The organism is Methanothermobacter thermautotrophicus str. Delta H (assembly GCF_000008645.1).
GTDB classification, from domain to species: Archaea; Methanobacteriota; Methanobacteria; order Methanobacteriales; family Methanothermobacteraceae; genus Methanothermobacter; species Methanothermobacter thermautotrophicus.
The window spans coordinates 828744-848655 of record NC_000916.1; the positions used below are offsets into that span (position 1 = coordinate 828744).

Below are 19912 nucleotides of genomic sequence, written 5' to 3' on the forward strand. Positions count from 1 at the left end.
TCCTGAGACTAATTTTCCCGATCACCCTTTTCATTGTGGAGGGTCAAGGACCCGTATACTCTCATCCTCAAAGATCAAAAATTCTTCCCGGTTCCTTGTGTGTATCGGGTATATTGACTCTGGCTCAATATCCCGTATCATCCCCAGCAGGTCTGAGCGCCCTGCATGGCCAGACGAATGGAACCTTCTGTACTGGTATATGCCGAAGTGCCTGAGCCAGTTACTCTCACGCTCTGCATCAATCTCCATCTCCTCATTGAAGGGTTCCGTCTTGGATTTGATGTAGGCTGCCCCCTCCGGTTTTATGTCTATGAACTCCTTGAATTCAAAGTAATCGCACTGGAAGAGGTACTCCTCAGGTTCCTCCCGGAGGTCCCTGCAGGTTATGGTGTTGTCAAGTTCAAGGAACGCCCGCTCCCATCCCCTGTAGTCCTGTTCCATGTATTCCTCTGGAAGGTCAGCTGCAGGTATCCATTCCCCATCAAAGCATACGAAGGCGTCCTCAGCTATCAGTCCCCAGTTCCGCCGTGGTATGTAGACCGCCAGGTCCCTTAGCCAGGGGTAACCCAGACCCTCGAAGAGTTTAATGATGTAGGCCTGTTTCAAGCTGACTGCGAGGGTCCTATCCGAGTTCTCGGCGGCTCTGTAGAATGTCAGGAAACGGTCCAGGTCCCTTATGGGGTAATTGATGATCACAAGTCCCCTGTGATTAACAGCTATGTCTGAGGTCCTCCTCTCAATGTCCTCCTCAAAGGTGCTGTTATCCTGATCTATCCGCGTCCCCTCTGTTATCATAACGGTGGGGGAGAACTTCCTTGCCTTCTTAACGAATTTACGGGATTCCTGATCTCTCCGGCCCCTGAACCTGATATCGCCTGTGTATACGATGGCCTCCTCGGATTCTATCAGATAGGCGCATGATCCTGGCACTGAATGATCAACAGGTGCCTGTGTGATTTCAAATTCGCCCAGATCCTCAGCTTTATAGGGTTCAAGCAATTTTATGGGTCTTTCTATTTTGATATTCTTGTCTCTCATGTGTGAGGTGTTTCCAGTTTTTCTTTTCTTTTCTTTGAAGTGGAATTTGGGTTTGTAGTGAAGGAGATCTGAACTCAATGTGGATGTATCCTCTATGGCCTTCAGGATGAGGAAACTCTCCTCTGTCATGTAGAAGGGTATATCGTGGCGGATGTACTTGAGACATCCTGCATGGTCCAGGTGGGGGTGACTCAGAAGTATGCCTGATACTGCAGGCTCATCCTCGAATCTCATTCCGAGGTACCTTACCTGGTCCTCACGGTAAAGTCCGGGTATCCATGGGAGGGCCTCGAGTTCAATGAGATCTGCGATCCCGCTGAAGCTCCTGGGCTGCAGGAATTCATCAAAGTACAGGTTTTCAATATTGAATCTTTTGCCAAAGTCAAGGAATATACCATCGCCATTGCAGGATACCTCTATCCTGTTACCGCCTATCTCATCAACTCCACCATAGAACCTGAAGTCCATATAATCACCCGGGGTCAGTATGTGAGGAGTGCCAGGAGAATCAATAAGCCCACCATGCAGAGCATGCACCCAGCGACTCCACCACAGCAATCATCATCCATTCAATCACCTTTATGAGTACCCTACCCCATACCATCAGAGAGACGGCAGAGGCGAGTCCAGATTAAACCCTGATGGTTCAATAATATTAATTAATATTAAGCATATTTTATAAATATTTTGCTCATTGGGTTTACATTTAAATGGTTTTATAGATCATGGCTATGAGGGCGCCACTGACTGAACTTCGATTTTTTTTATGCTCGAATATGCTGTAAAGCCTTTCATCTATAAAAGGTCTCATCAGAAGGCCCCTGCTTGACCTGCGGGCGACTTCATGGGCTGGCGGTTAACAGCCTCGATGACCCCACCGGAGCTGAAACTCTTAGCATCTGGAGTGTGAGCTGGACCTATTTTCTCAGAGTAACTGGACCTGCTGCGATCAGAATGAATGCTGCCAGGGTCCCATAATAGCTGCAGGCCAGTTTTCTGCATTGGCCCCTTTTTTAAGGAAGAGAGGATCAATCACTGCACATCATCCTGTGAATTAATTTTTATATTCGTAATAGTGACCTATTACGAAGGTAGCTGTAGGTCCACACGGACATAAGACCCTGAAAATTAAAACTGACATCTGCATCATTCAGTTCATAAAAAAAGAAATAGGTGATGGATTATTTGCCCGGTTGCCATATTGCCTCGTTGGATCTGCCGGCCCTTCTCCTAAAGAGGTACATGCCCAGACCCCCGACAGCCAGAATAATTGCCGCATACACAGGTATAAACCAGCTTGATGATGCACTGCCGGGATGCTCTGCTGGATTTACTGGTGATGATGTTCCCTGACCGGTAACCTCTTCGACCACAGCACTGGAGTCATCAGATCTTATTCTTTTCATGATCCACGAAATCACTGAAGCTTTTCCTGCTGTCACTGATCCATAGGAAACTTCTGGTGTGTTCTGAGCCTGGTTTTCTGGAACACTTATACTGCCTACCTGATGGGCATTTCCTGCAAGATCAACAGCATAGTAATAGACTGTCTTTACATGCTTACCCAGTTTGACAGGTGCACTGTAAACATTCCATGTTCTGCCATCAAAGGAATAAAAGATCGTCCCCTCCTCATTGATATCCATGTACAGTGTGGAGTCATCTACTCGCACATTTAAAGATGGTGCTGTAACATCTTCAAAGTCCTTAATATAGCTCACTGGATCACTGGCAGCAATTAATGACCTGAACTCTCCTGATGTCAGAGTTACTGATTTTGCAATGGAATAAGCAGACGTCACTGTACCATAGAGTTCTTTACCAGGGAATGCCTGTGTAATGTACCAGAGAGCCCAGTACATTGTTTTGTAGTAACTGTTAGATGCTGGCTGTATGGCGTTGACTGCATCTTTATTGTAGGATACAAGTATGGCCTTTCCCGTGTTCTTAACAGGATCCCACCTTATGGCAATACCAACTGCACTGGCATCTGATGCTGTTCTGGTTCCTGTCGTGAAATAGTTACCTCTCGCTGCTGAGAGTCCCAGGACCTCCATGAGCACCTGTTCCTTACAGTGAGCAGGCACACCGATGTATGCATAGTACTGTCCATCTGATAGAGGAAGCCATGATCGGATTATGTTGGCAAGCACGTATCCCTGCGCCAGACCGGACCCTGGACATCCACCCCCGGTGGCAGCCAGAGCGAACTCGTAGGGCATAGCATAAGCCCACTGGTTCGCCAGACTCACAATATAGTAGTCCTGCTGTGCGTACTGGGGAATGCTGTATCCATAGGTTGACGCGACTGCGAGGGATTTCTGATAGCCTTCGGTTCCCGTAGCACCGGCAAGGTTTACAGCGCTGATATCAAACACATTGAACTGTGTCCCTCCATATGTGACCGGTCTTATGGCTCCATTACCATCAACAAAAACCGCGTGGAGTGGACCTGTCGTTTCGTCTGGTTTTTTAACGAACACGTACCAGAGAGGTGTCTACGTACCTCTTTTGAGGGAGTATATGTTTTTAAATTTTATGCCTGTTGCTGATATTATACCATCAATGGCGCCAGCAGAGATTCCCTGTGTCTCTGAGTAACCTGCAGATGTTATTAGAAGATCATCACTGTCAAGCGGTTCAAAACCAGCAGCTTGAAGGGCTCTATTGGCTACCATGACAGCATTAATACCACTGGCATACATTGCGCTGTACTCCTCACGTGGGATGACACTGACTGTGCTTGTCCACTCAATTGGAGTTACCGGGATGGATGAAATGTATTCGCTGTCAATTCCAGTATCCCATAGTGTTTTAAAGGTCTGATAGTCGATATTTGTTGCTTTAAGTACCTTGTAGAGTGCTGATGGATTAGTTGCGAGCATTCCTATACACTGAGCATTCTTTATAAGTCCCTGAAGTGTCTCCCCACCATTATATGTCATATCTGAGAGGGTCCAGTAAAACATCACACCTGTCCTTGAGAGAGAATCCCATCTTATGTAAATGTTCTCATGGGAATCATCCGTGTATGCTGATTTGAAGTTATAAAATGTGTCTGAACCTACTGTAACCCACTTCAAAGGCGTTGAATCCATGAAAAACATTGGCACGTCATCATCACCACCCCCAGTGGAGACTATCACATGATATGATGTTGCATTTGAAGTTAGTGGATAGTTGGCCAGGAACTGTTTTGAAGCGGAGTATGCCCCTATAAGACCAGGGCTAACGTTTCCAGTCCACGCAGCCACCTTTAAAAGATCACTGGGTGCGCCAGCATTCCATGCACTCAGCAGGCTCAGCACATCATAACCCAGATTCGCCTTTGCCTGCTGGAACTGGTTTTCAGTCATGTCAAGACCTATGTATACTACGGGTGTTTTTAGCACTGCCCCTGACTGAAGAACTGTGTATTTCCTTGCATAATATCCCTTGCTGTTTTTCACGGCAAATGTGAAGGTTGGGTCATGGTCCGGCTGGTTCATCTGAAAAATCTTTGAATATTTTATAGGAACTGTTTCCATCACGGTCTGTATCGCGTCTTCTGTTGTGGTGTTGGAATACCTTGCTGAACCGGCATTTGTTATAAGGATCATATCATCTGCGTTTGATATGTTCAGGGAAGTCTCCGCGTCATTTGAGATGTGGTGTGTAATATCTTCCAGTGGTGTCGCTGAGCTGATACCGGTAAAAAGAAACACCGTTAGCACTGGGATCACTAGAGTCAGAAGTTTGTTTTTCATTTCAATTTTCACCTCCATTTAAATCATAAATATCGAGTTACATTTTTATGTAATTCGTATATAAATAGGTATGTGAATCCACAGAACTGCAGTACTCTGCCGAGGAGAAAGATCAGTTTTAAAAGAATAACTGGGTGTGAAATGCAGATATGATGATTCATGGATTTAAAAGACTTGAAAGTAAGAGAAACCATGTATACTTAATCCAATCAGGTACAGAAAGTTTCATAGTCAAAGTACACAAAACCAGCGAAAAATCTTACCTCGAATCAGAAAATGTGAAACTACTGAGGGATAAAGGAGTCAGAGTGCCTAGAATACTTGGTGTCTCCGAAAATATCCTGATTGAGGAGTTCATCGAGGGAAAAACCATCGGAGAACTGATATCTAGGGCAGACACAAAATGGGCAGAAAGCCTTGGAAAGTGGTTCTCAGAAATTCACAGTATAAAAAAACAGTCCAAGACCCTTTTAAAGGGTGACTGCAATCTTAAAAACTTCATATTCACAGAAAAAGAGATTTTTGGGCTTGATTTTGAATATATGTACTATGGGAATCCTTATAATGATCTTGGAAAACTATGCTTCTTCATAATGGATAGTAACTCACAGATGTCCATGAATGACAAAAAACACCTTATAAAAAGGTTTCTGAGTGCCTATGAAGATCACTCAAAAACTGTTGTAAATCCAAAAATTGTGGCTGAATACATGGAAATCGAGAAGAAACGGGCCCTGATAAGAAGGGAACGTCATACTCCTAAATGGTTATAATTTGAATAATCGAGCCAGGAGGGATAATTCTGAGTAAAAAAACTTTCCTAACCGAAAGACAGAAAACCGTTCTTGAAATGAGGGAGAGGGGATGGTCCCAGAAGAAGATTGCAAGGGAATTGAAGACCACAAGACAGAACGTGTCAGCAATAGAAAGAAAGGCCATGGAGAACATAGAGAAATCCCGGAACACTCTAGATTTTGTTAAATCCCTAAAATCACCTGTAAGAATACTTTGCAGACGCGGGGATACCCTTGATGAAATTATAAAGAGATTATTGGAAGAATCAAATAAAGAGGGCATACATGTAATACATGACTCAATTACACTCGCATTTCTGATAAGGGAAAAGGCCAGCCACAGGATCGTTCACAGGGTTGTTAAAAGCGATTTTGAGATAGGAGTGACAAGGGACGGAGAAATTATCGTCGATCTAAATTCCTAGAATCTATAAAAAAATTTTTATAGTACCTTCCATATACAACGAGATGCAGATATATGCATATCGTGTGGTGATCAAAGGTGGGGCAGGTCAGAGAATACCTTGATTTAATAAAAAATTTCAGTGGGTTCGCAAGCCCGGGCAGTGTCATAGGAGCTCATATGTTACTAATAGCCCGGAAGGTCCTTGATTTTGAAGTCGATGAAGAAATTTATGTTACATGTGAAACGACAAACTGTTTACCCGACGCATTCCAGGCCATATGCAAATCAACAATAGGAAATGGGAGACTGAATATCCTGGACACTGGAAAAATGGCTGTCATCATCAACAGAAAGGGTATGCCTGGAGAAACAGTCCAGGCTCTTAGAATAATACTGGATCCTGAAAAGACCGTCAATTACCCGATCATACATGAATGGTACATGAACACCCGCAAGGTATCCGCAGAAGAAGTGAATCCAGAACTCATAAGAGCCGGTGAGAATCTATATTCCTGGTATTTTGTTGATGTGATCGTCCCGGAAAAAGAAAAGAAGATAATTGAAATCTGTAATCTTTGCAACGAACCTTTCATAAAAAGAAACGAGCTGGATCTCTGTCCAGCTTGTCTGAAAAGATAAACATGAGGTGAAAAAATATGGGATTTGTGTTGGTACCAAAATCAGATTTCCAGATACCTCTGGAAGCAGATACCATAAGACCCGATCTGTTTGAAGGGCTGGATCTTGATGAAATTCGTTCCCTTCAGGTATACGAAGGGAACATCAAAAGACCCCTAGGCGAATTTTTTGAGATAGCGGAGACACCCCATGCAGATCAGTTAATACGGATCGATGGTGATGTCAGCAGGGTGAAGTATATCGGTTCAGGGATGAAATCCGGAAAAATCATCATAAACGGCGATGTTGGACTCCAGCTTGGCTGTGAAATGAAAGGCGGTGAAATAGAGGTAAATGGAAATGTTTCTTCATGGATCGGCATGGAAATGCATGGTGGCACCATAAAAATTAATGGAAACGCGGGGGATTATGTTGGCTGCGCATATAGGGGAGAGTGGCGTGGCATGAAAGGAGGTAAAATCATTATACAGGGTAATGCAGGGAACAATATTGGGGGTGGTATGATGGCCGGAGAAATTTATATAGGTGGAGATGCAGGTAATTTCTGCGGCATCCGAATGAATGGGGGTGAAATAACAGTACGCGGGGATGCTGGAAGGGCCCCCGGGGCAGAGATGGTATCAGGTATCATCAAAATTCATGGCCGAATCTCCTCTCTCCTCCCGGGATTCAAGGAGATCTCAACATTCAAAGAAGATGGATCCCTTATGATCCTATTCAAAGGAGATCTATCCGAAAAAAATCCGGAGGGTAATCTATACATCAATTATAATAAGAACCTTCACATTCTAGAGAATGAGACCGATGAAGGGAGAGTCATCACAAAAAAGGGAATTAAAGTAATCTACAACAGTGGAAGTACAATACGTGAAGGTCAGATAATAAAGGGAGGCAATAAACTCACAGATGATTATATAGATGAATGTGCACGCTGCTGTATTAGTCCTGAAGACTATAAGCTCCTAGGTGAACCCGAAAATGTTGTAGTATCCTCACATGGAAATGAAGTTGTTCTGAGAGCTGTTGAGGACCCTGGAATCCAGATGGGAACAATATTCATACCCAGAGGTATATGGGCCAATGTGCTAACGCCACCGTATACCGAGTCAACCGGTTCCCCAATGTATAAAGGAGTGCCGGTTTATCTTAGAAAGGCTTCACAAGGTGAAAGGATCCTGAGTGCCGAGGAACTTGTAGAGGAATACGGGGTGGGAAAATGAGCGTCTATAAAAATGTGACATGTCCCGTCTGCGGAGGGTCTTGTGATGACATAGAGGTTCTCTATGATGGGAAAACAATAAAAACAAGGAATGCTTGCAGGATGGGGAATGCAAAGTTTCAGGAGATGGTCAGCTCCCACAGAATACTTAGACCCCAGATTAAAACTGAAAGTGGTTTCAGATCCGCAGAATGGGATGAAGCCCTTGACGCTGCAGCAGAGATACTTACAGAGTCAAAAAGACCAACCCTATTCATGGGTAGTGAGATGTCAACTGAAGCCATGGCTGCAGGTCTTGAACTTGGTGAGTATCTAAATGCCATGGTGGATTCAAATGCAACCATATGTCATGGCCCCACATTAATGGGAATCCAGGAAGCTGGACAGAGCGCTGCTACGGCAGGTGAGATAAAGAATAGAGCTGACGTCATCATTTATTGGGGTACAAATGTTATGGACTCCATGCCTCGCCACATGTCACGTTACAGCATATTCATGCGCGGATTTTTCAGAGAACGTGGTAAAAAAGATAGGACTGTCATCTCCGTGGATCCCCGTGAAACAGCAACAACTAAAGCCTCCGATATCCATCTGCAGCTGAAACCAAACTCAGATTATGAACTCTTTTCAGCACTGCTTACAGTTATAAGGGGCAATGAACCGCACAGGAGTATTGAGAGTATAACCGGGATATCAGTTGAAACCATAAAGGAAGTCGCAGACATAATGCTGAATGCGCAGTTTGGAGCCATCTATGGGGGTCTTGGACTTGCATCATCAGAAGGTAAGCATAGAAACGTTGAGATGGTTCTCAAACTGGTAGCTGCACTTAATGAACACACCAAATTTACAATAGGAGCCATAAGAGGTCATTGTAATGTCGCAGGATTTAATCAGGTGGCTTCATGGGAATATGGTTTCCCCTTTGGTGTTGATTTTACAAGGGGTTATCCACGCTACAACCCCGGAGAAACAACTATAGTCGATCTTCTCCAGAGAAAAGAATCCGATGCAGTCCTCGTTATATGTTCAGATCTTGGAGCTCACCTCCCCAAAGAATGCGTTGAGTATATGAAAGAGATTCCTGTAATATGCATAGATATTGCCCCATGTCCAACAACACTTGTATCCGATGTTGTGATCCCTGGAGTTATTGATGCTATGGAGTCCAGCGGCACCTTCTACCGCTTTGACAATGTTCCCATCCACCATAAGGCATTCACAACATCACCATTCCCTGAAACAGAGAGCAACGAACATACTCTTAGACAGATCCTTGAGAGGGTTAAATCAATTAAAGGCGAATAAATATCTGCTAACCATTTTTATTTTTTTCTCCTATGATACGGACATTCGTGGCTTTAATCAGAACTTGAAACTCTTCGCCCGTTCTTATACCAAGCTCAGTGACTGCGCCTGGAGTTACAGCCGAGGTCAGAACTATATCCCCTATCCTCAAGTTTACATAAACAATCCTTGAAGTTTCTATAATGTCTTCAACTGTACCCTTGAAGATATTCTGTGCAGATGCCATAAACGGATCAGCTGCTATCATTATATTTTCTGGTCTGATGGAAAGTATCACAGACCCCTCCCCGCAGTCAACTGTCCTGAAGATATTTGAATTAACATTTACAGAGGTGAGCCCATTCACCTGGCCTTTAACAGTCCCTTCAAGTATATTAGCACCCAGAAAATCTGCAACAAAGTAGGGCGATGGTTTATTGATGACTTCCTCCTTTTTACCCATCTGAATGATTTTTCCATGATTCATCACCGCCACCTTATTTGAAAGCCACCATATATCATCAAGGTCATGTGTAACATGGATCACAGTGGTTTCAAAATTATCCCTGATATCTGCGATAAGTTTTCTTAGGGATATCTTTGTTCTCTGGTCAAGGGCACTGAATGGTTCATCCATCAATAGCAATCGGGGATTCACTATGATTGCCCTTGCTATCGATGCCCTCTGGAGCTCACCTCCACTGAGGGTTCCAGGGTATCTATTCAGTACGTGATCTATACCCATCATAGCTGCGATTTCATGGACTTGTCTGTGAATATTTTCCTTCATCTCTGTCTGCTTACGAAGGCCGTAGGCTATATTCTCCTCCACGGTCATGTGAGGGAAGAGACAGTGGTCCTGATATACTATGCTAACATCACGTTCCTCAGGTGGGAGGGTGGTTAGATCCGCCCCATCAAGAGATATCGTCCCCGAAATCGGTTCAAAGAATCCCATGATGGTCTCAAGAAAGATAGACTTACCACTACCAGTCGGGCCGATTATAACAAGATAATCTCCCCTCGAAAGGTGGAGTTCATCTACCCTGACTACAAATTCGCCAAGGTCGATTTCTAAATTATCTATATCCAGAAAACTCATTCCCATAAGCCCCCATTTTTTCAAGGAAAAATATTGTTATGAATGAAATTATCATAAGGAAGATACCGGATGCCACAGCCATCTCCACGTTTCCATAGGATAAATTAAGATACAGAGATATAGGGAGAGTATCTGTTTTCTGATAGGTACCTCCGGCAACTATCAGTACCGCTCCAAAGCAGCCTATGCACCTTGAAAAGGTAATTATTGTTGCAGCTAATATTCCATCCCTGGATAAAGGGATCATGATATTTCTGAACGTCTCAAATTCTGTATATCCAAGGGAACGGGAAACAAATTTGAGTCTCCTATCGATGTTACAGAATGTTGAGTAACATATTCTGACCGTATACGGTAAAGAGACAAAGAACTGTGCACAGATGACTCCAAGATCCGTGAAGACTATCTGAATACCGAGTCCATCCATCATATAATTTAGAGGGGTGTTTCCAAGAAATATGAGAAGCATTATACCTATAAGAATTTCAGGTAATGCTATAGGAATATCCAGCACTGTTTTAACAATGGATTTCCCTCTGAAGGAGTCCTCTGATAGTGAATAAGCAATGAGCAGCGCAGATAACATCACAATCAGTGTTGTTATAGTGGATGTTAAAAGAGATAATTTCACTGAGTGGATCATATCAGCACTTCTGAATGAATCCAGGATGGATTGCGGAGAGGATACTGTCCAGAGTGAAATACATATTATAAAAAATGCGGCCACAAAGATGACCGCAAAGAATCTGCAAGTACCTCTGAAAATACTCACTCGCTCAATGGACAAAACCGTTCAACCCCCATCAGTGCTGCTAACCCTGCTATCGTTGTTCCATAAAATATTACTCTTTTATCTGATGCCATGGCCATGATATCTTCAAATGTACCGTTAGCTACAGTAGAACCGGTTACCACTAAAACATCAGAATTCTGAATTATCTTCTTATTGCATTTTTTTGCATCAAATACATCTACACCATATTTTTTGCCCTTATTTCCAGGATTCAGATCTGTAACCCGCAATCTGTCTCCAAATGTCTCGTGAAGTTTCCTTACAAACGCCGGTTGAAACCCAAGCAAAGCAACTCTGTCATATCCCAGCAATTCAAGGTAATCTGAAAGTAATTCAGCACACCTTTCAGGAGCGTTTCCAGTGCAGTGAACTGTCCTATCAATGAAACCCTTTCTTCCTCATGAGTGCATTGAAAGTAGCTATCAAACACGATTGTTTCCCTTTTACTAAAAGTTCCCCGAGGGTTCCTCTGAAATGAGTGGGAGTAGCTGTGAAGCACTCCCCTACAGTACCATCTTCAAGAGTCGCTCTGAGCATGACCTCTCTCCCCTCAACAAGAGGATAATCCTTGATGGTTGATGTATCAAGGAGAGGGTTCTTCACAGAGATCTCGACATATGTGGACTCCATGGCTGACGAATGTATCAGATAGTTCATTTTATCCCTGATAAACTCATGTATCATGGTATCAGATCCTGGTTTAAATCAGAAAATGACTTTGAACCCCCATTTTTCCCATATAACCCTGGCCTCATCTGATTTAATGTATTCAACGAATTCTTTTGATGTTTCAACGTTTCCTGAAATTGAAGTGACCGCTGCGGGTATTGTCTGGTTCTTTGCTCCCTCGATTTCAATCATTTCCAGCTTTGATTTACTGTTGTTCCATGTCAACATGTCCTCCCATATTATAACTGCATCTACCTGTCCTGAGAGGATGTATGTTAAGAGCTGATTAACTGTCGGAGTCTTCGCAACTAAATTTTCATTTATATTTACGCCCTCTTTATCAAGCATTTTCTGGGCGACTTTGCCTATCGCGCATGCCTTGGGATCTCCTATCGCAACTCTCACGTTTTCTTTACCCAGATCTTTAAGGGAGGTTATGTTCTTCGGATTTCCCCTTTTAACGGCTATGACGGGTTTATGTGAGGTCACATTCACAATGGTATCATTGATTATGTAACCCTTTTCTTTTGCCTTGTCCATTGTCGTATATTCGCCTGTTATGAGTACATCGCCCTTTTTTGATGTCATCAGTGTTGCAAGAAGTTCTCCTGAACCCCCATACTGAACATTAACCTTTTTTCCTGTCTTTTTCTCAAAATTAGTTATTATCTCATTCATTGGTTTCATGAGCCCTGCCCCTGCAAGGACTGTGATCTCTGATCCCTTCATAGTCTTTGAATTTCCTGTGATAAGATACGCTCCTGTAACCGCTGAAAGGATCAGCAACCCTATTACAAACGCCATTATCTTCTTATCCATGATCAGGCCTCCATTACCCTGTAGATTATTCCTCCATCTTTTTCATGTAACATGCCCTCATTGAACCTTATTTTCTTTAGAATATTAACAGGATCAGTTATTTCAACCCCTGCAATCATATCAACCCCGTATTCAAAAAAAACATCTGTCATTGGCGTTGTGGGTCCTATGATAGCCACAAAAGCATCAAGTTCTGCCAGTGCAAGGTAACGTTCTGTGCTGTGATTGACCAGTGTGCTGCCAGTCACTGCAAGTACATCAACCCGGGGGATAATCTGTTCAGCCGCTGTTTCAGGAAAAACACCCCTTTTAGGATTGACCTTAAATGGATTGATCTCCAGAATATAGAACTCGTCCGAAACCGTCCTTATCCTGTCAGTGTAGCGGCGTGGGAATTCACCCACCATAGCGATTTTTCGATTTCGGCATTCCTCCATCAGTATATCAAATGCATTGCATCGTTTACCACCTCCCTCGATCACTGAGTTAACAGTAGCAATTCCCAGGCTGGAATAAAATGGGTCCCATGACCTTGAAAGTTCAAGTAATTCATGAGTCATCTCTGGAATTTCAAAATCTCTGATGAATCCATTATTACTGGCTATACCGCAGGAGCTGCTCCAAACAGCCGTCCATGATCTGCCTATGGCCACATCCCTTACTCTGATTTCAGGCATGTTCTCAATCTCATCCAGTATATCATCAAGTATCATAATAGCACCAGTATAATGGCAATTTCGGGCATTTATTTCTGGAGTGCCGTCTTTATGATGTGTTCCCATGCCACTGACTTTAGATTCCTGATCCTTAGTTCAGACCTTTCAATAGAGAGGAGTCCATCGGGACAGACACTGGAGCATGCTCCGCAGAATACGCAGAATTTCTCATCGATCCGGGCAGTACCATTTATTATACTGATTGCATTACAGGGACAAACATCCACACACGCGTGGCATGACTCACCCCTGCATCGCTCATCTGCCTGGCTTATGGTTCCTCTGATGGGTTTTTTAACGGTGATCGCATTTGCCGGGCATATTTCCATACACCAACCACAGTGAGCACATCTTTCATCAATTGTTATGACAGCACCCTCAACAGTGGCCTTCAGTTCCTCATTATACATGCATGTCAGACAGCTCATACGGATGGCGCCAACAGGACATATCCTTTTGCATATGCCACAGTAGAGACATTTATCCTCATCCACCCGGATTCCATCGGCTATCGCCATATTTGATGAATCCGGGTCTCTCCAGCTTATTTCAATGGCTGATGCAGGACACATAGCTGCACATTCACCACAATAGATGCATTTTTCCATTGATACATTTATCTCCCCTTTTACAAGGGATTTACGTTCAGGAAGATCCCTGATGGTTAAGAGTGCATTCCTTGGACATGCATCGGCGCAATTACCGCATAAAAAGCATTTTTCGTCATCAATTTCAAGTTTAAAGTCCCAGAACGGATATTCATCGGCGCCCCTTATGCTTTTACCATCCTTCTGGAGATCTATGGCTCCGAAGATGCATACTGAAGCACATAACCCACATAGAACACACTTCTCCTTGTTGAAGGACACTCTGTTCATTTTGATTAAACCCCTCGCTATTGGGAGAAGAGGAGCTCTATCTATAGCGTTCACAGGGCATGTCTCTGAACATAACCCACAACCCGTGCATAGATCCGGATTGTAATTCAATGTCCTCCTTTCAGAACCCATCCTTTCATTAACCAACATCAGTATCTACCTCAGAAATAGCGCCGTTTGGACAGTTAGAGATGCAAAGCCTACAATTATCACATTTATCATTTATCACAAGGGGAAACCCGTTGTCCTCAATTATTGCATCCTTTTCACAGATGAGAATGCAGAGGCCTTTTCCCGCGCAGTTTTCAACACCGCTACATTTCTCCCTATTGATGACTATCATAGACCAACCTCGAAATGTAATTTTTTGCATATCGTATATTCCACAGGTCCATATATAAATCTTTCTTAATGGACCTCATGAAAACAGTACTGTTTTACATGGCAGCTGAGGACCCCCGCAGTTATAATGGATATCCTCACGTATTTCCTGAAAAATAAAAAAATTGAAATTAATCTGTTCTTCCAGGTCCAAAGAAGTACCCCAGACCTAGAAGGCCCACTATCGCCACTATACCAACTATGGCATAGACAGGTAGCCCGGTCTCCGGGTTAGCTGAACCTGAGGCGCTGCTGACCTCATAGGCCTTACCCTGGTTTTCGCCCGCTGAGGAATGAGTTGCTGCCTCCACTCCAGGTGCTGATGTTGAAACATCTGAATCCTGTGATTCCTCGTGATGTGGCTCCCCGTTGTCTGCTGATGTACCCGGTGCCTGTGGCTGTCCTGGATTTGATGGTGCTGTGGGTGTGGATCCTCCATCGGAGGATGGTGCGAATGCTGAGCTCTTTGTGGCAGCGTAAAGCTTCTCCCTGACCCTTGAGAGAAGGTCCGGGTTCAGGTACTGCATGGCCCATTCCATCATGGCGATGTTGCCGCAACTGCAGTCACAGCATGCCACACCATTCTCTGCTATTGCCTGGGCCCACGTGGTGGCTATGAGACGCTTTGTGGCATCATCGGGGTTCCAGTATCCTCGGTGTATCGCTGTGAGCATCGTCCCTGTCATGCTTATCATTGCATAGCTGTTCCTACCCTGGGATAACCAGTCCTTAACTCCAAGTCCATATCTATCCCTTATGTATATGTCCACTGTCTCCTCCCACATCCAGTCCGAGATTGTCTCGGGGCTCATTACATTCCAGCCCCAGAGGTTGGCCACGAAGTTGTTTGAGATCTCCCTTGCACCTGCGTATCCACTCTGCATCATTGCCTGTATCCATCTTGGGTTGTAGTAGCGTGACTGGAGCTCCCTGTAGAGGAACTGGTTCAGTGTCTCTATTCTGGCATTTGAGGGATTCACCTGGTTTATTATGTACATACCAGGGACCCTGCCGCCTGCCGCCTCAACTGCAAGCCTGAAGCCACCCAGGAACTCAAAGTTATGGTCCACGTCCACGACCCCGTAGAGGTTGGTTGATCTTGAGTGGTACACACCCTCAACGTCCCTGAGTCTCATAGTGAGGACCTCCTCAAGGCTCACTCCCCAGCCATCCTCACTGAGGGCATACTTCATGCTGTCAATGTACAGTCTTCCAAGCTCTGTCCTTTCCTCCCAGGTCCAGTCCTGCTGGACTGCCTCAGGAAGCCTTGTACCGTAGTTACCCAGTGATGGCCCAAAGAGCCTGGATATGGCTGCAATTCCTGCATCCTCTGGTTTCATGCCGAGTTTAATGAGCTCCTTAACATCATATAGCCAGTGCCTTGCAATGGGGTTCCTGTCAAGGGGATCACTTCCCGGTATGAACAAACCTGCCTTCTGTATACTTGAGACCGAGGCGTTGAGTGCTGCGAGGAGCATGGTCCTGTTCTCTGCTGATTCCTGGTTTATGGCAGCCATCAGGGTATTGAATGATGCTGCCAGCGCCACCCTTGATGCCCTGTCCAGGAGGACTCCCAGCAGCGGGAAGGTTTCCCTGAATATCCCTGATGTGGTCATGAGGACATCGACCCTTGACCTGTTGAGGACTGTCAGTGGTGTTGCCCTCACACCCATGACTGAACCTCCGAAGCCATAGATTGGTTCGAGTCCCATGAGCCTCAGGATGAAGGCAACCGTAGCACCCTTATCGTTCTGTGTCTCAGTCGCCCATATGACAACACCGAGCTGTTCGGGTGTTGCATTGTATGCTCTGAGCGCCTCATCAGCAAGCATGGAGCCCCTTATCCATGCGGCCTGTGTTGGAAGAAGTGAAGGATCCTCACCGTAGAGGTTTCCTCCCGTTGGAACCGCTGCTGGGTTCCTGATTGGGTCTCCCCCAGCTATGGGTGGTATGTAGCCACCTGCAAGGGCCTGAAGGAGCATCTGCCTCTCCCTTGCCCCTGAGCCCTTGATGTTCAGGACATCATTGAGGGTCATATTCAGGGCTGTTATCTCTGTTGCTGTGAGGTTTCTTCCGAGAACTGCCTGGAGCTCCGCCATGAGGGTCTGAAGTGACTTTCCACTGTAAAATTCTAGTATAAGATCTTCCACGGTCCTGTTTATTCCTGAGAGTGCCTGTGTCACCGAGAGGAAGGTGTTGTTACCGGCGCTTATCCTTGGAACACTGGCCATTGATTTTACCATGATGGTAAGCTGTGTCTGGTTCAGGTCCCTTCCAAATACGTAGAGACCAAGTGGCATCATTGTGCCCTCAAGTTCCCTTATGTAGTCGTCGATTCTATCAACCAGTTCATCCGGGTCAAGGTTGAGGTCAATGATGGTATCAAGGTGGAGCTGGACTGCCTTCTCCCTTATGAGCCTTATCTCCTCTGACCTGTTGCCTGGAGCTGCATGGTACTGGTCTATGAGCGTCTTGAGTGAGGCAATGTCCCCGTAGATTTCTGTTGCCTCGAGTGGTGGTGTCAGGTGGCTTATGCTCACAGCAAGACCCCTTCTCTTGGCGTGTATGACCTCCCCGACACCATCCATGATGTAGATGTAGATGCTTGGAATGCCTCCAAGGCATATGTCAGGGTAATCTGCACCGGATAGTGCTGATTCCTTCCTTGGGAGCCACTCATAGGTGCCATGCCGTCCGAGGTGTATCATTGCATCTGCGCCGAACTCTGTCTGAAGGTATGCATAGAAGGCAAGGTACTGGTGGTGGGGTGGCACTATCTGGCTGTGGTAGAGTTTATCCACGTCGCCTTCCCATCCTCGCTGTGGCTGAGGACCCACAAAGACGTTTCCATAGAACATGCCAGGTATAACAAGGTACCTCTTACCGTTCCTCTCAACCGTCATTATGTTTCCTGGTGGTGCTCCCCATCCACAGAGTCCCGGGACCCTGAGGGCCAGGAATGCTGATTTTGCACTGTAGAAAACATCCCACTGATTCAGTCCACTGTAAATATTCTTGAGGGCATTGTAGGCCCTGTTAACCTGGTTCTTTGCCTCTGATCCGTTGCTGATCTGCATGTCATCTATCGTTGTTATCAGTGAACTCTGCCACCTGTCCAGTGTTTCGAGGAGTTTCGGGTTTTCAGTGGAGTACCTGAAGAGTGCTTCGATGTAGCCGAAGGGTCCCTCCTCGATTTCTCTCCTTGCAAGCTCAGGTAGTCTGCTGTACCATTCCATGTACCTCTCTACGTCCCATAGTATGGTTGAATTTGCAAGCCTCTCAAGTTCACCGGGAGCCCAGTTTGCAATGTTGAGTCCCCTCGCCATCATCTCTGTGAGGAGATCATCAACACATGAAGGTGCTCCTCTGACGGTGTAGTTGTTTTCCTGCAGAAGGCCCAGTATCTCAAGTATTGATGAGGGACCATCCAGGTAACTTGCACCTGCAAGGTTCTGCTTCCCTGGTGGATAGTTGTAGTAGATTAGGGCAACCTTCTTATCTGCATTTGAGAGGAACCTTAACCTCAGCCAGGAGTATACCCTGTCTGCAAAGGTTTCTACGCGCTCATCAATGGGCTGATAGCATTCAACCTCCAGACCGGTTACGGTATCTATGGTCTTACGGGTCGATGCTGTTACCATTGTGAGTATCTGGCCCTGGAACTCCGGGAGCACGATCTGGCTTGTTATGCTTGTAAAGTCCATCCCTGAATCTGAGATGTACCATGTTTCCTCACTGTCGGAGACCACAAGTGATCTGAAGACCAGTATATTGTTGTCCATAATCATCCTTTCAGCGATTGCAGCGGTGGCGCCTCCAATCTTAAATGACTGGAGCGTTATGAGCCCCTGAATCCTTGTCCTGTTTTGAGAGTCAAAGAAGTAGCTCCTCATTGCATTTATGACCGGTGTTCCGTCAACAGGGTTACCCTGAGCTATAGTTGCTATGACATTTATGCCCCTTGACTCCATTTCACTGATGAGTCTGTCGAGCATGAGGAGGTCACCGCGCTCCCATGTGAGTGCCATCCATGAGGTTATACCCACCGTGGGTCTTCCAGGCGTTAAGAACTGCTCATAGTCTGTGAAGTTGTAGTAAAGTCTGCCGTTGCGGTAGAGGGCATACTTCGGAACTATTACCGGTTCTGTGAAGTTGTAGCCTCTTCCAGGGAATGCCAGTGCCAGGAGGTACATGAGACCCTGCTCCCTGTTCTCAGGTGATGCTGTGTCTGATGTCTTGTATTCCTGGAATTTAAGGTAGGATGCCATTGCAGGGTACTGCTGCTGCAGCTCCCTCAGCACCATTAGCGGTGTCTTTGGTGGCACTGCCCTTGAAACTGAATCAAAGATTGCCTGGAGCTGACTGTCTGTTAGTTCCGTGCCATTGGCATCAACGAACCTCGTATTGTTTATGTTTGTGAGCCTTGTAACCGGAAAACAGTGATATGGATTGGGGTAGGCCGCTATCACCTTACCATTAAGTTTTCCCTGACTCTTCATTGACATCAGCAGGTCAGGTACAGGACCGCTTGGACCGTTTGTTGTCTGTACGTTGCTTATGTAGACTATATCAGCCCATTCTATGAGCTGTTCTGTCTCTGTGAGGTTCATCCTCGTCTGGTCAGTGTTTCTCACCTTTATGGTTATCTCAGGGTGCTTCTGCATTATGTTTTTCACTGGCTGGATGAGCTGCCCTGCCTCTGTTGGCCAGGATATTATTAAAAACCGTATCTCCGGCGGATCAAAGATACTGACACCGGCCAGTGGCTCGTCTCCATCATCAAAGATGGTGTTGTCGTTTAAATCTGCATAGAGCCTCCCTGTTATCTTCGAATCACTGAGGGATGCTTCAAGAATCATTTTTCCGCTTCTTGCAGATGCATTTGATGATGCTGACACTGTTACCCTGAGCATGTCATCGAATCTGTGCCTTTCAGGTAGTGTCCGGCCATCAACCCAGACAACATGACTGTCGCCAGTCACATTTTCAAATGCGAATCTCCCCTCGCTGTCTGTGATGTTGAATGGGGTTCCTCCTTCACCTCCATCAATCTCTGCAGCCATGCTTGATCCCTGTAGCATGAAAACGAAAACCACTGTTATCAGTAGAGTAACACTTCGTTTTCTAATCATTTTCACCTCCTTTATAGTTTTTACAATTGTGGATATGGTATGAAGATTATTTAAGACTTTTTATTAATTTTTTTATTACATATTCTTGCTCTAATAAAAATTAAGTAATAATTATATGAAAATTTAATACATTCATCACGCGTTATTGCATAATTAATGAATATTTTATCTGCATTTATGTATTACCGATGTATGTAACTCAAGAAATTAAAAATTTTTATAAATATAACGGCAAGGTTAAAGCCCTTTAAACGTTTCAGAAAAATTCTGAATCGATCAATCAACTGAAGAGG

At 45.0% G+C, this 19912-nt stretch carries 17 protein-coding genes; 5 read left to right on the forward strand and 12 right to left on the reverse strand.

The window, feature by feature from the left end; translation table 11 throughout:
- Positions 1–30 precede the first annotated feature (30 nt).
- The 3 genes from MTH_RS04310 to MTH_RS04325 form a co-directional block, all read right to left on the reverse strand.
- A complete protein-coding gene (locus MTH_RS04310) occupies positions 31–1506 on the reverse strand; it encodes an MBL fold metallo-hydrolase (protein WP_048060924.1) in 1476 nt (491 codons plus the stop codon).
- A 713-nt stretch (positions 1507–2219) separates the two neighbouring features.
- The gene (locus tag MTH_RS04320; RefSeq protein WP_010876546.1) at positions 2220–3521 is read right to left on the reverse strand and encodes a hypothetical protein; all 1302 of its coding nucleotides are present in this window, start codon (positions 3519–3521) and stop codon (positions 2220–2222) included.
- A gap of 15 nt (positions 3522–3536) precedes the next feature.
- A complete protein-coding gene (locus tag MTH_RS04325) occupies positions 3537–4802 on the reverse strand; it encodes a hypothetical protein (RefSeq protein WP_010876547.1) in 1266 nt (421 codons plus the stop codon).
- Between the two features lie 131 nt (positions 4803–4933).
- Between MTH_RS04325 and MTH_RS04330 the strand changes: the two genes are divergently transcribed.
- The 5 genes from MTH_RS04330 to MTH_RS04350 all read left to right on the forward strand — a co-directional run bounded on the left by MTH_RS04330 (position 4934) and on the right by MTH_RS04350 (position 9150).
- Positions 4934–5557, forward strand: coding sequence for an RIO1 family regulatory kinase/ATPase (locus MTH_RS04330; RefSeq protein WP_010876548.1), 624 nt, complete (start codon positions 4934–4936; stop codon positions 5555–5557).
- A 29-nt stretch (positions 5558–5586) separates the two neighbouring features.
- Positions 5587–6003, forward strand: a complete 417-nt coding sequence (tfx, locus tag MTH_RS04335; RefSeq protein ID WP_083750449.1) for a DNA-binding protein Tfx — start codon at positions 5587–5589, stop codon at positions 6001–6003.
- A 77-nt stretch (positions 6004–6080) separates the two neighbouring features.
- Positions 6081–6623 (forward strand): FmdE family protein, encoded by a 543-nt coding sequence (locus tag MTH_RS04340; RefSeq protein WP_010876550.1) that lies wholly within the window; start codon positions 6081–6083, stop codon positions 6621–6623.
- 17 nt (positions 6624–6640) lie between these two features.
- Positions 6641–7843: a formylmethanofuran dehydrogenase subunit C gene (locus MTH_RS04345; RefSeq protein ID WP_010876551.1), complete on the forward strand. Its 1203-nt coding sequence runs from the start codon at positions 6641–6643 to the stop codon at positions 7841–7843.
- Entirely contained in the window at positions 7840–9150 is a 1311-nt protein-coding gene (locus MTH_RS04350) for a formylmethanofuran dehydrogenase subunit B (protein WP_010876552.1), read from the forward strand. Before MTH_RS04345 ends, MTH_RS04350 begins: the two co-directional genes overlap by 4 nt.
- 7 nt (positions 9151–9157) lie before the next feature.
- Here MTH_RS04350 and MTH_RS04355 read toward each other — a convergent pair whose 3' ends face one another.
- From MTH_RS04355 to MTH_RS04385, 9 genes are all read right to left on the reverse strand, one after another.
- Positions 9158–10231: an ATP-binding cassette domain-containing protein gene (locus MTH_RS04355; RefSeq protein WP_010876553.1), complete on the reverse strand. Its 1074-nt coding sequence runs from the start codon at positions 10229–10231 to the stop codon at positions 9158–9160.
- On the reverse strand, positions 10209–11003 hold the full coding sequence (locus MTH_RS04360) for an ABC transporter permease (protein ID WP_276324394.1): 795 nt from the start codon (positions 11001–11003) through the stop codon (positions 10209–10211). The genes MTH_RS04355 and MTH_RS04360 overlap by 23 nt, the downstream gene beginning before the upstream one ends.
- Complete coding sequence (locus MTH_RS09375; protein ID WP_010876555.1) at positions 11000–11335, reverse strand: Rossmann-like domain-containing protein; 336 nt, start codon at positions 11333–11335, stop codon at positions 11000–11002. Before MTH_RS09375 ends, MTH_RS04360 begins: the two co-directional genes overlap by 4 nt.
- A gap of 67 nt (positions 11336–11402) precedes the next feature.
- Positions 11403–11708: a hypothetical protein gene (locus MTH_RS09380; protein ID WP_010876556.1), complete on the reverse strand. Its 306-nt coding sequence runs from the start codon at positions 11706–11708 to the stop codon at positions 11403–11405.
- Between the two features lie 21 nt (positions 11709–11729).
- A complete protein-coding gene (modA, locus tag MTH_RS04370; protein WP_010876557.1) occupies positions 11730–12512 on the reverse strand; it encodes a molybdate ABC transporter substrate-binding protein in 783 nt (260 codons plus the stop codon).
- A gap of 2 nt (positions 12513–12514) precedes the next feature.
- Positions 12515–13225 (reverse strand): Rossmann-like domain-containing protein, encoded by a 711-nt coding sequence (locus MTH_RS04375; RefSeq protein ID WP_010876558.1) that lies wholly within the window; start codon positions 13223–13225, stop codon positions 12515–12517.
- Positions 13226–13257: 32 nt separating this feature from the next.
- Positions 13258–14256: a tungsten-dependent formylmethanofuran dehydrogenase subunit FwdF gene (gene fwdF / locus MTH_RS04380; protein WP_010876559.1), complete on the reverse strand. Its 999-nt coding sequence runs from the start codon at positions 14254–14256 to the stop codon at positions 13258–13260.
- On the reverse strand, positions 14246–14449 hold the full coding sequence (locus MTH_RS09545; protein ID WP_048175579.1) for an ATP-binding protein: 204 nt from the start codon (positions 14447–14449) through the stop codon (positions 14246–14248). Before MTH_RS09545 ends, fwdF begins: the two co-directional genes overlap by 11 nt.
- 169 nt (positions 14450–14618) lie before the next feature.
- Entirely contained in the window at positions 14619–19619 is a 5001-nt protein-coding gene (locus MTH_RS04385) for a cobaltochelatase subunit CobN (protein WP_083750451.1), read from the reverse strand.
- Between the last annotated feature and the right edge of the window lie 293 nt (positions 19620–19912).

Coding starts and splice junctions, on each gene's coding strand:
- MTH_RS04310 (WP_048060924.1), bottom strand. CDS start 1,506: ATGGACTTCAGGTTCTATGGTGGAGTTGATGAGATAGGCGGTAACAGG.
- MTH_RS04325 (WP_010876547.1), bottom strand. CDS start 4,802: ATGGAGGTGAAAATTGAAATGAAAAACAAACTTCTGACTCTAGTGATC.
- MTH_RS04330 (WP_010876548.1), top strand. CDS start 4,934: ATGATGATTCATGGATTTAAAAGACTTGAAAGTAAGAGAAACCATGTA.
- MTH_RS04345 (WP_010876551.1), top strand. CDS start 6,641: ATGGGATTTGTGTTGGTACCAAAATCAGATTTCCAGATACCTCTGGAA.
- MTH_RS04350 (WP_010876552.1), top strand. CDS start 7,840: ATGAGCGTCTATAAAAATGTGACATGTCCCGTCTGCGGAGGGTCTTGT.
- MTH_RS04355 (WP_010876553.1), bottom strand. CDS start 10,231: ATGAGTTTTCTGGATATAGATAATTTAGAAATCGACCTTGGCGAATTT.
- MTH_RS09380 (WP_010876556.1), bottom strand. CDS start 11,708: ATGATACATGAGTTTATCAGGGATAAAATGAACTATCTGATACATTCG.
- modA (WP_010876557.1), bottom strand. CDS start 12,512: ATGGATAAGAAGATAATGGCGTTTGTAATAGGGTTGCTGATCCTTTCA.
- MTH_RS04375 (WP_010876558.1), bottom strand. CDS start 13,225: ATGATACTTGATGATATACTGGATGAGATTGAGAACATGCCTGAAATC.
- fwdF (WP_010876559.1), bottom strand. CDS start 14,256: ATGTTGGTTAATGAAAGGATGGGTTCTGAAAGGAGGACATTGAATTAC.
- MTH_RS09545 (WP_048175579.1), bottom strand. CDS start 14,449: ATGATAGTCATCAATAGGGAGAAATGTAGCGGTGTTGAAAACTGCGCG.
- MTH_RS04385 (WP_083750451.1), bottom strand. CDS start 19,619: ATGATTAGAAAACGAAGTGTTACTCTACTGATAACAGTGGTTTTCGTT.